This window comes from Nocardia sp. NPDC047654 (assembly GCF_043205035.1).
Classification (GTDB): domain Bacteria; phylum Actinomycetota; class Actinomycetes; order Mycobacteriales; family Mycobacteriaceae; genus Nocardia.
This window is the reverse complement of sequence record NZ_JBIDDF010000007.1, coordinates 83,927-98,905: the sequence shown is the minus strand read 5'-3', so window position 1 is coordinate 98,905 and position 14,979 is coordinate 83,927. Positions and strand designations below refer to the sequence as shown.

Below are 14,979 nucleotides of genomic sequence, written 5' to 3'. Positions count from 1 at the left end.
TCGGCGACGGCCGCGCGGCGCGAGCCCGGAAGGAGCGGTAGCGGATGGATCTCCAGGAGGTCGTCTCGTCGGGGGTGCTCGAACAGCGCGAACTGCTCGCGCAGCGCGCGCTCACCGCGGAACAGCTGGTCGAGGCGACGCTCGACGGTATCGACGCCGCCGCCGACCTCGGCGCCTTCACCCACGTCCTGCGGGACGAGGCCAGGGCCGAGGCCGTCGAGCGGGATCGCGAGCGCGCCGCGGGCGCCACGGTCGGCCCCTTGCACGGGGTGCCGGTCGCGGTGAAGGACGAATTCGACGTCGCCGGCGTGGTGACCACCTTCGGTACCAGAGCCAACTCCACGCCCGCCGTGGCCGACGCCGAAGCGGTGCGCAGGCTGCGCGCGGCCGGAGCGATCATCGTCGGCAAGACCGCGATGCCGGAATTCGGGCAGTGGCCGTTCACCGAGTCCAGCACCTTCGGCGTGGTCCACAACCCGTGGGACACGCGCCGCTCGGCCGGGGGTTCGAGCGGCGGGTCCGCCGCCGCGGTGGCGGCCGGTCTGGTGCCGGTCGCGCTCGGCGGCGACGGCGGCGGGTCGATCCGGATCCCGGCGGCGTGCTGCGGATTGTTCGGCCTCAAACCGCAACGCGGGCGCGTGCCGATCGCCCCGAACGAGCATCTGTGGTGGGCACTGGGGGTCGCCGGGCCGCTGACCCGAGGTGTGCTGGACTCCGCCGTCGTCTACGACGTCATCCGCGGCAGCAGCCCCACCGACCGGTTCCGGGCGCCGGAACCGGTGACCTCGTTCGAGGCCGCGGCGCGCGGACCGGCCCGGCCGCTGCGCATCGGCTACAGCACGAAATCACCCATCCCCTTGGTCGGACTCGATCCGCAGCATGTCCGCGCCGTACGCGACACCGCGAAGCTGCTCACCGAACTCGGCCACACCGTGATGGAGATCGATCCCGCTTACCCGGATTCCACGCACGCCTTCTATCCGCAGTTCTTCGGCGGCGTGCGCGCCGAATTGCCGGAGGTCGATCACCCGGAACTGCTCGAACACCGCACCAGGCAGACCCTCACGCTCGGCGCCTGGGCGCGCAGGCCGGTCGTCGAATGGGCGATCCGGCGCGGCGAGGCGGTGGCGCGCAAGGCCGATCGCATTTTCACCGAGTGCGATCTGCTGCTGACTCCCACCATCGCGATCCGCCCACCCCTGCTCGGGGTGCTCGACGGGGCGAACACGGTGCGCGCTCAGCTCGCCTCCGTGCCGATGGTCGCCTACACCGCCATCTGGAACGTCACCGGCCACCCCGCCGCCTCCGTGCCCGCCGGTGTCGGCGACGACGGGCTTCCACTGTCGGTTCAGCTGGTCGGCCCCAGCAACGGCGAGACGACGATCCTCCCGATCGCCGCGCAGCTCGAGCAGGCGCGCCCGCATCCGCGTCCGGGGGTCCGATCTGCCGGATGACAGACCCGATTCGCTCGGCGCCTCGTAGCCCGGCCGCAGCCCTCGCCCCCGGAGAACCTACGGCAGGCGGGTTCGGTGAGGTGGCAGCACGGGCGCGCTCCGTGCTGATCATCGCCTGAACGCCGGCACCGCCGCCGGGCATCGGCCACACCAGCGCCTCGCGGCGGCGTGCCCTCTTACCGCGAGTAAGGTCGCCGCCTCGTGACGTCGCGCGTCGGCGCAGCACGACGTCGGTGCCGAGACGGAGCGGGCTGCCGGATACCCGCGGTGATCGGCACACGGTTCGGTGCCGCCTCCGCGAAATGCCATTCGTCCCCACACGCCGCAAACCCGCCGCGAAACCCATCTGTAGGATACAACTTGTGTCTAAGACGTATTCATCGGCTGAGCAGGCCTATCGCGCGGTGAAGGAGCGGATCCTCTCCGGCGCGCTGGCCGGGGGCGAGCTCATCAGCGAGGGCGAGATCGCCGCCGATCTGGGCACCTCCCGCACGCCGGTGCGGGAAGCGTTCCTGCGGCTGGAGACCGAGGGCTGGATGAAGCTGTACCCCAAGCGCGGCGCGCTCGTGGTGCCGATCCCGCCCGACGAGGCCGAGCATGTGGCGCATGCCAGGTACGTGGTGGAGACCGCGGCGGTCCGCAGCGCTACCGCGAACGACACCGGCATGCTGATCGAGACGTTGCGTTCTTCGATCGAACGGCAGCGCGACCTGGCCGCCGCGGGCGACCTCGACGGATTCGCCGTGGCGGACACCGACTTCCACCGCACCTACGTCCTGGCCGGTGGCAATCCGCTGCTGTCGGGGTTCTACGACTCGCTGCGCGAGCGCCAGCGCCGGATGAACAGCGTCGCCCTGCGCCGCGGCCCGGTCGACATCACCCGGATCATCGAGCAACATGCGCGGCTGGCCGATCTGGTCGCCGCGGCGGACGTCGACGGGTTCGCCGACGCGCTGGTCGAGCATCTGTCCGGCGTGCACCAACTGCAACTCCGCGGCCGGTGATGGCCACACTCACCGGCACAGCGCCCCGCGCATCGCTTGTCGCCGGACGGTGGCGCGGCGTCGCGGCCGCGATGTTCGCGATCGCCTGGGGCGGAAACGAATTCACGCCACTGCTGGTGATGTACAAGAACGACGGCCTGGCAGCCACGACCGTCGATCTGCTGCTGTTCTACTACGTGCTCGGCATCGTGCCCGCGCTGCTGATCGGCGGTCCGCTGTCGGATCGCCACGGCCGACGCGCCCTGCTACGGCCCGCGCCACTGATCGCCGCGACCGGATCGCTGCTGCTCGCGCTCGGGTCGGGGTCGGTACCGGTGCTGTCGGCGGGGCGGGTGCTGTGCGGCGTCGCGCTCGGGCTGGCGATGGCGGTCGGCGGCAGCTGGCTCAAAGAGCTGGCGCAACCGCCCCACGGTCCGCGGCTGCCCGCGGGCACGGGCGCGCGCCGCTCCGCGATGAGCCTCACCGGCGGCTTCGCCGTGGGCGCTTGCTGCGCCGGCGTGCTCGCGCAATGGGCGCCGTGGCCGAACTCCTTGGCGTACCTGATCAACGTGGGCCTGTGCCTGATCGCTGCCGTGTGGGTCAGGCGTGCGCCGGAAACCGTCCCGTACCGCCGCGATCCGCGTCGGCTCCGTGATGACCTGCGGATTCCCACGGCCGGGCACCGCCGCTTCCGCATGGTGGCGATTCCGGTCGCCTTGTGGCTGTTCACTTCCGGCGCGACTGCGTACGCGGTACTGCCCGCGCTGATGGCACCGCAAATCGGCGCGGCGCCGATCGCGTTCTCCGCCGTGCTGTGTGTCACCACGCTGGGCTGCGGATTCGCGATCCAGTCCGTCGCGCGGCGGATCGACCGGACCGGCACCGCGCGGGCGGCCGTAGTGGCGCTGAGCTCGGTCACGGTCGGGATGATCCTCGCGGCGGCGGCTTCCGACCTGCTGACCCTGTGGGCGACTCTGGCCGCCGCCGTGGCGCTCGGGGCCGGCTACGGCATCGGTCTGGTGGCCGGGCTCCAAGAGATCGAGCGCATCGCCCGCCCCGACGATCTCGCCGGGCTGACCGCGGTGTTCTATTCGGCCAGTTACCTCGGTTTCGGCACTCCGGCACTGCTGTCGTTCCTGCACGACACCTACGGCCTCGGCTATCCGGCGATGCTCGGCACGGGCGCGCTGGCGGCGGCCGGATGCCTCGGCCTGGTGCTGCGCGACTACCGGGACCGACCGTCACCCGGCGGCGGGCTCACCTCTTCGGCGTCAGCAGGACCAGCGGAATCTCGCGCGTGGTCTTCGTCTGATAGTCGGCGTAGTTCTTCGCCGCGGAGGTGACGCGGGGCCACAGCGCGGCCCGTTCCTCGGCCGTAGCCACCCGAGCCGTCATGGGCACCTTCGGACCGCTGCGCACCGATACGACGACGTCCGGATTGTCGCGCAAGTTCAAGAACCACGCCGGGTGCACGGGGTCGCCGCCACGGGAGGCGACGACGACGTAGGTGTCGCCGTCGACGACCGGCGCCGTGAGCATCACCGCATGCGGCCGACCGGATTTGCGGCCGGTAGTGGTGAGTTCGAGCGACGGCATGCCGCCGAACTCGTTGCCCAACTTCCCGAAACTGACCTTCAGCAGGGCACGATGCACTGTATTCATAGTCTTCAGCGCGAAATTCGGGGGCATGCGATCCTCACGATCGGCTCGACATTCGGTCCGGCTCACCGCCTCGCAGCGGGAGGCGGTGAATCGGACTTTACCCGAACGGGCGCGGCCCACTCAGCGCGCGGACCATCCCGACCAGCGCGCCACATCGATGGCGATCACCGGCCCCGGGGGCGGCTGTCGTTCGTACTGGTGATAGCGCGCGGTCAATAAGCGGATCGCCGCTTCCGCCTCGGCGCCCTCCGCGACGCGGGCGTCTCCGTCGGCGCGGGCCCACCACAGCTGGGTCCAGTCGTCACCGTAGCGGTCGACGAGCACGGTGACCGCCGGGTGCACCGCGATATTCGCCAGCCTGCGCAGCGCGGTGGTCGTCTTCGGCTTCGCGTCCACACTGGTGTAGATCACCTCGCCCGCCACGACGAACACGATGGGCACCAAATGCGGGCGCGCCTGCGCCGAAATGGTCGCCAACCGCGCGACCGGACTGGTCGCGAATCGTTTGCGCGCCTCCTCGGAACTCAGTCGCACACCCATCTCCTCGAGGCCGTAGTCCCCGTAAATCGGGGATCGAGTCTGTTCCCTCCCCTATGCAACCGGACATTTGCCGTGAAATCACGGCGATCGACTGCTCCCACGCTACGGTCGAGTGAATGTTTGACCCGTCAAGAGGCAAATGTCCCCAGAAGGTGGAGGCGGTCGTGGACATCGATATCACTGCCCGGCTGAACCTAGCGTTCGAGATGTGGGAGCGCGCGCACGGACGCCCGCTCGCCGACGACACGGTCGAGATGTGGGTGACCGCAGCCGGGTACGACCTGGAGCCAGGTTACCTCGCGAGCGTCCGGCGCGGACAGCTCACCACGCTGCCCGAGCAGGCTCGCGCGGGACTGGCCCATGTGTTCGGGCTCGACCCCAACTACTTCGTCTTCGACCCCGGGCCCGATCGGGACGACGACGCCGAAGTGATCGCGCACCTGGACAATTCGGCTCTGCGCCGCCTCGGGCTGGCCGTGAACGGCGTGTCGCTGCGCACGCTGCTGTACCTGGAGTCCGTCGCCGAAGTACTGCGCGAGGCCGACGGCCTGCCTCCGTGCGAGCAAACCGCACAACTCTGATCGAACGACAGCGGCTCGGTTTCGGCCCCCGGCTCGGCAAGCCCGGCGGGCCGGCCACACCGCAGTTTCCTCGGCGCACTCGCGCCGTACGCCACTCGCCGATGCGGCCGCCGAGCGCGCCGATGATCTGATTTCCGATATCACGTCGGTATTACGGCTGCCCGCAGGAGCGCAGACCGCCGTCGGTGAATTCCAGGCAAACGAGAATTCGGCAATTCCGCACTGACCGCACTGCCGCAGCGCGCTTTTCGGCCGTCGCCAGCGCAATCCGAGCATCGGCACGGCAGCGCGAATTCACGCTCTTACCGCGTGCCTCCCGGAATCCATCCGAGTGGCGCCGCACCGCCCCTCCCGCTATGCTCGGGCCGCGAAGTTTCGAAAATGCTTGTCGGTCTGCGTATTTGGGGGATGGGGCACGCAGAAGGGGGCAACGATGCCATTTCCCGGCGGTGAGCGCGAGTGCGGAAGTACTGAACTTGTCAGAGTTGTTGAATGCGGCGGCGAATGAGTCCGGCGAAGACCCTGTTCGCCGACCGAAACCGCCGTACGCGACATTATCGGCCTGCGTTATCGCGACCGCGGCCGTCGTCGCGGCGGCGGTGTACTACGCACCCGTCGAATTCCGGATCTCACTCGCCGCGGGCGCCACCGCCGCGGCCGTCGCCCTGTGCGCCGCCGTGACGGCGGCGGTCCACTTCCGCGGGGAAGCCCGGCACGCCCGACGGGATGCCCGCCGCGCCCGCGACGGGCGCGCGCTCGCCGCCTCGGGCGCGCAAGCCGAGGTCACCGCCGCGACCGAGGCGCTCGCCGCATCCGAAGCCAGAGCCGAGAGCAGCGAGAACCGCCGCGCCGCGGCCATGGCGGCGTTCGCGGGCGCGGCGGGCCGCATGCAGGCGATGACCACCAGCATGCTCGCGGAGCTGCGCGAGATGGAGCACCGGCACGGCGATCCCACCGTGCTCGCCGATCTGCTGCAACTGGATCACCACACCGCCCAGGCGGGCAGGCTGGCCGACAGCATCGCCGTGCTCAGCGGCGCGCGATCCGGCCGCCGATGGGCCAAACCGATTGCCATGGAATCGATTCTGCGCGGCGCGATGGGGCGCGTCGCGGGTTATCAACGGGTGCGGCTGCGCGCCGTCGCCGACATCGCGATCTCCGGCCACGCCGCGGAAGGCGTCATGCACGCGCTGGCGGAGCTGCTCGACAACGCCTGCAACTTCTCCCCGCCCACCACCGAGGTGCACGTCTACGCCGCCGAGGTCCCGGCGGGCGTCATCATCACCATCGAGGACAGCGGATTGGTCATGAGCGAGTCGGCGCTGCGCCGCGCCGAGGCGGCGGTGGCGGCCACCGGTCCGGACGCACGCGGCGCCGGAGTCGACCTGTCGTCGCTGACCGGGACCCGGCTCGGCCTCGCCGTGGTGGGCAACCTCGCGCGCAAGCACGGGCTCACCGTCTCCTACCGGCCCTCCGCCATCGGCGGCACCGCCGTGGTCGTGGTCATCCCGCGGGATCTCACCACCCGCGCCGAGCGGCCGCAGGCGTCCACCGTCACCGGCACGCTGCCCGTCGCACGCACCCGCAACACCGCGCCGCCGGAGCACACGAACGCCGATCCCGCGCCTGTGCGATCCGCCTCGGCGCGGCCGTCCACCGCCGAGAACGCTCCGGCCGGCGCGAGCCCCGCGCTGCCCAAGCGCCGCCGAGGCAGCACGCTGGCCGCTGTCCATCCCGGCGGGCTCGCCGCACCGGAGCCCGCCGCGCCGACTCCCCCTGCGGCACGCCCCGACTCGCTCGGCGCGTTCCAGCGCGCGGTGAGCGGGCCCGCGACCGGCCGTGCCGCCACCCCTACCCCCGCCCCTTCCGGCTCCGTGGAGAACGAACTATGACGACCTCCGAGACCGCTCGGCTGAGCTGGTTGTTGGAACAGCTGCTCACCCGCACCCCGCGCACCAGGCATGCCCTGCTGCTGTCCAGCGACGGGTTGAAGATCTGCCACACGCCCGAACTCACCGTGGACGGGGCCGACCAGCTCGCCGCCATCGCGGCGGGCATCCAGAGCCTCTCGCACGGCGCGTCGGTGGAGTTCGGCGACGGCCGGGCCGGGGTGCGCCAGTCGATGACGGAGTTCTACGGCGGCATCCTGTTCATCGTCGAAGCCGGGCTGGGCGCGCACATCGCGGTCGTCGCCGCCGAGGACGCGGACGCGGGACTGGTCGGCCACAACATGCGCGAACTGGTGGAGCAGCTGGGTGAGTATTTGGCGGCCGCGCCGCGCTTCCCGGGAGCGGGCGTGTCGTGACCAGGCCAGGCCGCGACGACGACCCCGATCGGCTCTACACGCTGACCGGTGGCCGCAGCATGCCGGACTCCGACACCTTCGATCTGGTCACCCTGGTGGTCAGCGAATGCGCGCCGACCGCGGGCATGCAGTCCGAGCACGTGGCGATCCTCGATCTGTGCCGCACCCCGACCGCCGTCGTGGAAATCGCCGCGGAGCTGCGGATTCCGGTCGGCATCGCCACCATCCTGCTCTCGGACCTGCTGCACGCGGGCAAGATCACCGTGCGTCCGCCGCTGGCCGGTCCGCCCGGCTCGCCCTGGCACTCCCTGCCCGACACCACGACGCTGGAGAAGGTGCTCGTTGGACTTCGCAAACTCTGACCCGCGCCCGGCCCGCGCGGACGCGCCCCTGCATCGTGCGACCACGCGGGGACTGAAGATCGTCATCGTCGGAGGTTTCGGCGTGGGCAAGACGACGATGGTCCGGGCGGTCAGCGAGATCCGGCCGCTGGACACCGAGGCGATGATGACCGACGAGGGGCTGGGCATCGACGATCCCAGTGGCGCGCCGGGCAAGTCGACGACGACCGTCGCCTTCGACTTCGGCCGGATCACCATCGACCACGAACACGTGCTGTACCTCTTCGGCGCACCGGGGCAGGAGCGGTTCCGGTTCCTCTGGGACCGGCTGTTCACCGGGGCGCTCGGCGCGATCGTGCTGGTCGACCCGCACCGGATCGCCGACTCCTGGTACGCCGTCGACCGGCTGGAACACCAGAAGACACCGTTCGTCGTCGCCTGCAACGACTTCGGCGGCGGCCACCGCCCCGACGAGGTGCGCGACGCGCTCGACCTGGATCCGCACGTGCCGGTGATCGACTGCGACGCCCGCTCCCGCGAGTCCGGCAAGGGCGTCCTCATCACCCTCGTCGAGCACCTCTACTCCCTCGCCCCGCCCCCGGCGGCCCGGCGCCCCCTGCTCCCGACTCCGGAGGCCGCGTCATGACCACGCCCGCGCCGAGTTCCACCGACAGCTGCCCCGTTCACGCCGCCCCGGTGACGTTGAGCGGCCCGCGTTTCCATACCGATCCGCACCAGCTCTATCACGAGATGCGCCGCGAGCACGGTCCGGTGGTCGCCGTCGAGTTGCCCGGCGGCGTCCCCGCGTGGCTGGTCATCGGCTACCGGGAAGTGCACCAGGTGACCAGCGATCCCGAACTGTTCCCGCGCGATGTCGGCCGATGGAACCAGTGGCCGAACATCCCGCCGGACTGGCCGCTGCTGCCGATGGTCGGGCAGCCGATGCCATCGATCTATTTCACCGCGGGCGCGGAGCACCGCAGGCACGTGGCGATGGTGGAGCCGGCGCTGGAGGCGGTCGACACCTTCGGATTGCGCCGCGCCTGTGAGGATTTGGCCGACCGCTTGATCGACGCGTTCTGCGGCCGGGGTGAAGCGGAACTGGTCGCCGATTTCGCCGAGCCGCTGCCGGTGCTGGCGCTCGCGCGGATCCTCGGTTTTCCGGACGAGGACGGACCGCAGGTGGCGTGGACGATGAAGACCCTCGCGGACGGCGGGTCCGATGCGCAGGCCGCGCATCAGCAGTTCGCCGAGCACATGCAGCGCCTGCTGGCGAGCAAGAAGGCCGCGCGGGGCGCCGATCTGGTGTCCTGGATGCTCGCGCATCCCGGTCCGTTCACCGACCAGGAATACGTCCTCGACCTGATGGCGATCACCGCCGCGGGGTATCTGCCCACAGCCGACTGGATCGGGAACTCGGTGCGGCTGATGCTCACCGACGACCGGTTCGCCGCCGCCCTCGGCGGCGGGCGCCACAGCGTTGGCCAGGCGATGAACGAAGTCCTGTGGGAGGACACGCCGACCCAGATCCTCGCCGGACGCTGGGCCGCCCGCGACACGCGCCTGGGCGACAAGGTGATCCGCGCCGGGGACATGCTGTTGCTCGGCCTGGCCGCGGCCAATGCCGATCCGCATGTGCGCCAGCACGTCTCCGACGGCGCCGAGCCCGCGCACACCGGCAACAGCGCGCATTTCGCGTTCAGCTACGGCGAATACCGCTGCCCCTTCCCCGCGCAGGAGATCGCCGAGGTCATCGCGCGCACCGGCATCGAGGTCCTGCTCGACCGGCTGCCCGACCTCGATCTGGCGGTACCCGCCCGGAATCTGGTCCGGCGACCGTCGGCCTTCCTGCGCGGCATGACATCCCTGCCAGTCCGCTTCACACCCGTTCGCGCCGTCGGAGGTACCCCGTGAGCACCGAATGCCCGCACGCAGCCACCCTTGTCATCGATCCGATGGTCGGCGACCTGGGCACGGAGACCCGCCGGCTACGCGCCGGAGGCCCGCTCGCCCGGATCGAACTGCTCGGCGTGCCCGCCTGGACCGTCACCCAGCACACGCTCGCCAGGCAGCTGCTCGTCGACACCCGGCTGGTCAAGGACATCAACGCGTGGTCGCTGTGGCAGTCCGGCGCGGTGACCAGGCAGTGGCCGCTGATCGGCATGATCGACGCGGGCCGCTCCATGTTCACCGTCGACGGCGCCGAGCACCGCAGGCTGCGGATCAAGACCACCCAGGCGCTGACCAAGCGCAGGCTCGACGCGCTGCGGCCGACGATCGAGCGGATGACCGCCGAGCTGCTCGACGATCTCGCCGAGGCCGGTCGCGAGGGCGCGGTGGCCGACCTCAAGACGGTGTTCGCCTATCCGCTGCCCATGCGGGTCATCAGCGAGCTGATGGGCGTGGACCGTGCCGACCATCCGATGCTGCTCGACCGGTACAAAGCGTTCTTCTCCCTGCTGACCCCGCAGGAGGAGCGACTGCGGGTGATCGACGAGCTGGACCTCTATTTCACCGACCTCGTGCGCAAGAGGACCGCCGTCCCGGCCGACGACCTGACCAGCGCTTTCATCGTCGGCGGCGACGGCACCGAGCCGCTCACCGAGGAAGAGGTGGTGGGCAACCTGAAGGCACTGGTGGCCGCCGGGCACGAGACCACCATCGGACTCATCCTCAACGCCGTGCGCGCCCTGCTGGGGCGGCCGGACCAATTGAGCGCCATCCGCGCCGGTGACCTCACCTGGGAGGCCGCGGTGGAGGAGACCCTGCGCTGGGACAGCCCGGTAACGCACCTGCTGATGCGTTTCGCCACCGAGGACATCGCCGTCGGCGACACCGTCATCGAGAAGGGCGAGGGCGTGGTCATGTCCTACCGTGCGATCGGCCGGGATTTCGCCGTGCACGGCCCGGACGCCGACGAGTTCGACGCCTCCCGCGCGACCGCCAACCGCCATTTGGCTTTCGGATACGGCCCGCACATCTGCCCCGGCGCGGCCCTTGCCCGCCTGGAAGCCGGGATCGCGCTACCCGCTTTGTTCGCCCGCTTCCCCGGCCTGCGCTTCGCCGTGCCGGTCGAAGAGATCCGCAACCTCCCCGTGCTCACCCAGAACGACCTCGAAGCATTCCCGGTGTATCTCGGGAACTGATCCGTTCCGCCGGTTGTTGCCGTGCCTATGACCGGCGAAACTTCGGCGGCGCCGCACCGGCGCGCCCAGCTCCGTGACTTCCTCCGCACCCGCAGAGCACGGCTCACCCCGCACGACGTCGGCCTGGCGGCGGTGGGCCGGCGGCGGACACCCGGTCTGCGCCGGGAGGAGGTCGCGATGCTCGCCGGGGACACATCTCGGTTAACGCTCCCTAACAGAAGGAGTCGCAAGGCCGGTCGATCGGTCACCCGTTTCAAACGAGTCGTTGGGGTCGATTCCAGGTCTATCGTCGGCGGTGTTGCGTGTGTCCGCTTGATCGAAGTAGACACGTGGCAAGCCCCGAAGGATCGCGGCAGCACGACTGTGAGTCACGGGAGCGGGAAAGCGCCGTTTGCTGGTTACGGCGGCTATATTATATGACACCGAGTACGGACATTGCTGCAACCCCAGAAAGGATGGCAGCCTCAAATTTCGCCGTGCACATAGCCAGGCAAAGCGCAACACATTTAACACAGGCAAAGGTCGATGAAATGGGAACGTTCGATCTCACTATAATTAGCGATCCGGGAGTTGCGTTGAACCCCGGTGAGGACGTTTGGCGTGCAGACCTGAGAGCATTCACGCAGTATGATGTCGACCTGCTTAAGCCAGCACTTCTATTCTCCGACACGGTTTCCTTGGTTAGCGCTCGCATAGAATATATCAGTTTGGCTCAAAGCAATCTCGTATTCTCTAGACATCTTCTAGTGCCGCGCTATGTTTCGTTCCTAAAAATGTGCCTTGCCCCCAGTTCGGCTGAGATGCAATTCTTCGGCCTCGCCGCGGGCGATATTCCGACCGCCTCAGAGGCGCAGAGGCTATTGGATAGAATTAGTGAGCCGGACCATGAAATATTGGATGACATCGTTGAGTTTGAGAAAAAATTCGGCGCGCAATTCGAGCAGTTCGGCACCAAGGCCGAAGAGAAAAGTCTTGAGCGGATAGCGCTTCTGACTTCCAGTGAGACCGAAGAGGCGGAAAGGTCAGGACTTCTTAAGGTTGAAGGCTGGTTTGACGGAGTACCTGATCTGGCTATGATGCACTTGGAAGGCCCGCAGGAATATTATGACCGACTGGCAGAACACGCACTGAAACGCGTGCAAAAGGCTTCCGAAGCTGGTAGCGCGATCATGTTTGAGCCTGGTTCTCGTCGCATTATTCCGAATGCACCGGATCAATCTGAAATTATTTATCGGATCAGCGATCGAGTATCGGCCGCGAAAGTCGCGATGTCACACCTTGCAATGCTCCCGAGCTTGAGAAATTCTCCAATGTCTGAGGTGCTGGATGTTAGACAGGGTCTGATCGAGTACCTTCCTCATTTCAGACAGGCCGTCTTGTCTCTTGCTGATGAATTATCTCAGGTGTCAGTTGAAGCTCCCGAAACGATCGAAGCAGTTATCGACAAACACTGGCACAGTGCGATTAATCCAGCATTGTCCGAGTTACATCATCAGGCCAGGAAAGGGAAGTTTCGACGACATATACTGGACGAGTTTTCATCATCTAAGGATTCAATGGCTGCGGCTGCCGGTGCCGCTGTGACTATAGCGGGAGGAAGTATTTTTGCGGGGCTGGCAGCGCTGGTTCCCGGTTTGGCGGCAGGCGCGTACCCGTTTGTGAAGGCTCTTAGCGCAGCTGTGAAGTCACGTGATGATATCAAAGAGAGCCAATTGTACTTTGTATACGAGGCTGATCGCCGATTGAAAAAGCGTCGATTCTAGGCAGGAATAGACATCAACCATCGATCCTGCTAACTCGGTGTCCACCACCAGGGGTGAACCTCATCTTGCGCCTACGCTCCAGCCCCGGCACATCGGGTGTCGAGGCTGTGCCACGCGCTGGGGGTGACATCTCGGTTACGCACTGCGCCAGGGGGCGACCACAAGGTGAGCCGAGCGAGCGCGGATGGCTATTGTTCGCGGGATAGCCCGCGTGCGCGGTCCTGTCCGTGTCCGGTGCCGCCACGCTCAACGCTCGGCGCAGAACCAGGCGGCTGTCTCACCGCTGCTAGTGGATGCTGCGCCTGCCCCAACCAGAGAACTCTTTCCACCTCCGACAGACGCCCTTTCGCGTCCAACTCCCTGAACGCCGCGTTGCGCGCCGCGTTCAGGGCCTGCAAGGCAGCGGCTTCACGTTCATTCGCTGCCGTGCGTGCCTCGGCTGCTTCCCGTTCCGCTCTGGCGGTGTCGGCCGCTTCTCGGGCCGCTTGTTCTCCAGCGTCGGCGGCTTCCCGTTGCGGGTACTGGCTGGGTGGTGGGAATTCCTGTGCCACCCGTTCGGCTGCCTGCCGTTCCACCCGCGCCTGCTCGGTTTCCGGCGTTCGGCCTGCTTGCCTGGCTCGCTCGGCTTGCTCGCGGGCCTGCCGGTCGCGTTCGACCTGCTGCGTGGCATCCGCCCGGCCACGCGCAGCAGCTTCTCGGAACTGTTGCATCTTCCGGAGTTTCTCGGCGCGCTCCTGCGCCCGCACTATCTCACGCAGCTTCGCTAAACGTTCCCGCGCTCGGTCGGCTCGGTTCAACTCGTATGGCCGGATCAGCTCCAATTGCTGAGATACCAGCGACCGGCCGAGTTGCATTGCGCGTAGTGCATCAGCGCGAGAAATGATCACGTGCTGGAATTTGTCACCGAAATCACGGGCCATGTCTCGCAGGTCTTCGCGGACTTTATCCGGAATCTTCTCACCGGCCACCGTTTCCCACCGGGAGCGAGTAATCAGGCCGGAATTGAGTCCATCCCGATCTTTTCGTAGCTGGAGGCGAGCATCTGCCTCGTTGATTCGACCTGATTTGCGTTCGACACCTTGGACGCCCTTCCCTTGGGTGCGGGCTGAATCCAAGATTCGCGCGCCTCGATCAGTTTCGACCCTGAACTGGCGGGTCCATCCCTTGTCTGGTGTTTCCCCTAGTTCGTGCGCCCTGCCGAGTTCGAAGTACAGCCCTTTTTCGTAATTGGTCAATCTTCTACGGACGGCATCGTATTCGTCGGGCACGGCTGCGCCCACCCCCGTTTACATTGAGCGAGTCAGGGCGTAGTGCGCGATTTCCGTGTTTCGCGCACAGCTTCGGCGATGTTGTATTCGATCAGTCTTGGGCCGTCACTGTCGGCTAGATCTTGTGCTATCGCCACCATGCTGCGGGTATCGTCGCCCTGCACAGCCGGGCCGAAATCGGTGTACAGGGGTGGACCCCACTCGGGGCGGTTCGTCCATTGCAGGCCGCCACGTCGCACATAGCATTCGCCCAGGAATCGGATAAACCCGTCCGCAAGTTCGCGGTTTGGAGTGGCAGTCAGTCCGGGCTCACCGAACAACTGTTTCGCCGCTTCCATGATCCGGGTCGAAAGCGGCGGCTTCCACCAGGCCGCATCGTCCGCTATATCCGGAGCCGTGGTCGCGAGAAATTCACGTACCCCTGATTCCATGCGTTCTGGCGCTACCCAATCGAGGAATGCTTGGGTTTTGTCATCGAACTCTATATCGAAACCGAATTGTTCGTGGTCCACTGGCCGGGCCTTCCCCTCTTGCTGACTGTCTGGGATCGAGTTTCCGGGCTACAGTTTCGCCTCCGCCCTCGTAGCCGGGCAAACGGCGGAGGGTGATGGAGTGTCGCCCGCCGGATGCCACCCTGGTTCGACCGGTCTCGGGGATACGCGGTCATCGATCACCCGGAGTCCGACGGCTGGGCATTCTCCGTGTAGGCCGAGATGAGAGCCGATCATGCCGCCTGCGGTTACCGGCACCGTCACCCGGCACTCCGGTGCTGGGCAGGTCACCGACATGAGAGTGAGGGTGCTGGCGCGGAATACCGCTGCGGTGCACTGCGACAGCAACACGGTGTGCGCTGCTGGCGGGTGGGGCGTTTCGGGAGTGTGCATAGCCGGACCTTCCGGAGATGGGGCTAGCCGAGTGAATAACGTTGTTGCTCAA

The 14,979-nt window shown here is 67.5% G+C and carries 15 protein-coding genes and 1 pseudogene; 12 read left to right on the top strand and 4 right to left on the bottom strand.

Going from position 1 to position 14,979, the window contains the following annotated elements:
* The first annotated feature begins 44 nt into the window (after positions 1 to 44).
* From ACGF7Y_RS20250 to ACGF7Y_RS20240, 3 genes are all read left to right on the top strand, one after another.
* Positions 45 to 1,454, top strand: a complete 1,410-nt coding sequence (locus ACGF7Y_RS20250) for an amidase (protein ID WP_393235898.1) — start codon at positions 45 to 47, stop codon at positions 1,452 to 1,454.
* A gap of 362 nt (positions 1,455 to 1,816) precedes the next feature.
* Positions 1,817 to 2,458: a GntR family transcriptional regulator gene (locus ACGF7Y_RS20245; protein WP_393235896.1), complete on the top strand. Its 642-nt coding sequence runs from the start codon at positions 1,817 to 1,819 to the stop codon at positions 2,456 to 2,458.
* Positions 2,458 to 3,780 (top strand): MFS transporter, encoded by a 1,323-nt coding sequence (locus ACGF7Y_RS20240; RefSeq protein WP_393235894.1) that lies wholly within the window; start codon positions 2,458 to 2,460, stop codon positions 3,778 to 3,780. Before ACGF7Y_RS20245 ends, ACGF7Y_RS20240 begins: the two co-directional genes overlap by 1 nt.
* On the opposite strand, the gene ACGF7Y_RS20235 is transcribed toward ACGF7Y_RS20240, so the two are convergent.
* Positions 3,695 to 4,126, bottom strand: coding sequence for a nitroreductase family deazaflavin-dependent oxidoreductase (locus tag ACGF7Y_RS20235; protein WP_393235892.1), 432 nt, complete (start codon positions 4,124 to 4,126; stop codon positions 3,695 to 3,697). The two genes, ACGF7Y_RS20240 and ACGF7Y_RS20235, sit on opposite strands and share 86 nt — an antisense overlap.
* Before the next feature lie 93 nt (positions 4,127 to 4,219).
* Positions 4,220 to 4,639, bottom strand: a complete 420-nt coding sequence (locus ACGF7Y_RS20230; protein ID WP_393235890.1) for a TIGR03668 family PPOX class F420-dependent oxidoreductase — start codon at positions 4,637 to 4,639, stop codon at positions 4,220 to 4,222.
* 116 nt (positions 4,640 to 4,755) lie between these two features.
* On the opposite strand from ACGF7Y_RS20230, the gene ACGF7Y_RS20225 reads away from it, so the two are divergent.
* The 9 genes and pseudogenes from ACGF7Y_RS20225 (at position 4,756) to ACGF7Y_RS20185 (ending at position 12,775) form a co-directional block, all read left to right on the top strand.
* Positions 4,756 to 5,220: a hypothetical protein gene (locus ACGF7Y_RS20225; protein WP_393235888.1), complete on the top strand. Its 465-nt coding sequence runs from the start codon at positions 4,756 to 4,758 to the stop codon at positions 5,218 to 5,220.
* 599 nt (positions 5,221 to 5,819) lie between these two features.
* The gene (locus ACGF7Y_RS20220) at positions 5,820 to 7,112 is read left to right on the top strand and encodes a sensor histidine kinase (protein ID WP_393235886.1); all 1,293 of its coding nucleotides are present in this window, start codon (positions 5,820 to 5,822) and stop codon (positions 7,110 to 7,112) included.
* Complete coding sequence (locus ACGF7Y_RS20215) at positions 7,109 to 7,525, top strand: roadblock/LC7 domain-containing protein (RefSeq protein ID WP_040866307.1); 417 nt, start codon at positions 7,109 to 7,111, stop codon at positions 7,523 to 7,525. Before ACGF7Y_RS20220 ends, ACGF7Y_RS20215 begins: the two co-directional genes overlap by 4 nt.
* Positions 7,522 to 7,887, top strand: coding sequence for a DUF742 domain-containing protein (locus tag ACGF7Y_RS20210; RefSeq protein WP_393235883.1), 366 nt, complete (start codon positions 7,522 to 7,524; stop codon positions 7,885 to 7,887). The genes ACGF7Y_RS20215 and ACGF7Y_RS20210 overlap by 4 nt, the downstream gene beginning before the upstream one ends.
* Positions 7,868 to 8,512 carry an ATP/GTP-binding protein gene (locus ACGF7Y_RS20205; protein ID WP_393235881.1) on the top strand — a complete coding sequence of 215 codons (645 nt, stop codon included), beginning with the start codon at positions 7,868 to 7,870 and terminating at the stop codon, positions 8,510 to 8,512. Before ACGF7Y_RS20210 ends, ACGF7Y_RS20205 begins: the two co-directional genes overlap by 20 nt.
* The gene (locus ACGF7Y_RS20200; RefSeq protein WP_391468267.1) at positions 8,509 to 9,780 is read left to right on the top strand and encodes a cytochrome P450; all 1,272 of its coding nucleotides are present in this window, start codon (positions 8,509 to 8,511) and stop codon (positions 9,778 to 9,780) included. Before ACGF7Y_RS20205 ends, ACGF7Y_RS20200 begins: the two co-directional genes overlap by 4 nt.
* On the top strand, positions 9,777 to 11,012 hold the full coding sequence (locus ACGF7Y_RS20195; RefSeq protein WP_393235879.1) for a cytochrome P450: 1,236 nt from the start codon (positions 9,777 to 9,779) through the stop codon (positions 11,010 to 11,012). Before ACGF7Y_RS20200 ends, ACGF7Y_RS20195 begins: the two co-directional genes overlap by 4 nt.
* A 27-nt stretch (positions 11,013 to 11,039) precedes the next feature.
* Positions 11,040 to 11,201: pseudogene (locus tag ACGF7Y_RS20190) on the top strand (transcriptional regulator); the annotation flags it as partial.
* Positions 11,202 to 11,542: 341 nt separating this feature from the next.
* Positions 11,543 to 12,775 (top strand): hypothetical protein, encoded by a 1,233-nt coding sequence (locus ACGF7Y_RS20185; RefSeq protein ID WP_393235878.1) that lies wholly within the window; start codon positions 11,543 to 11,545, stop codon positions 12,773 to 12,775.
* A 188-nt stretch (positions 12,776 to 12,963) separates the two neighbouring features.
* Here ACGF7Y_RS20185 and ACGF7Y_RS20180 read toward each other — a convergent pair whose 3' ends face one another.
* Together ACGF7Y_RS20180 and ACGF7Y_RS20175 are read right to left on the bottom strand one after the other, a co-directional pair.
* The gene (locus ACGF7Y_RS20180; protein WP_393235876.1) at positions 12,964 to 14,043 is read right to left on the bottom strand and encodes a cell envelope integrity protein TolA; all 1,080 of its coding nucleotides are present in this window, start codon (positions 14,041 to 14,043) and stop codon (positions 12,964 to 12,966) included.
* A 32-nt stretch (positions 14,044 to 14,075) separates the two neighbouring features.
* Entirely contained in the window at positions 14,076 to 14,555 is a 480-nt protein-coding gene (locus tag ACGF7Y_RS20175) for a hypothetical protein (protein WP_393235874.1), read from the bottom strand.
* Between the last annotated feature and the right edge of the window lie 424 nt (positions 14,556 to 14,979).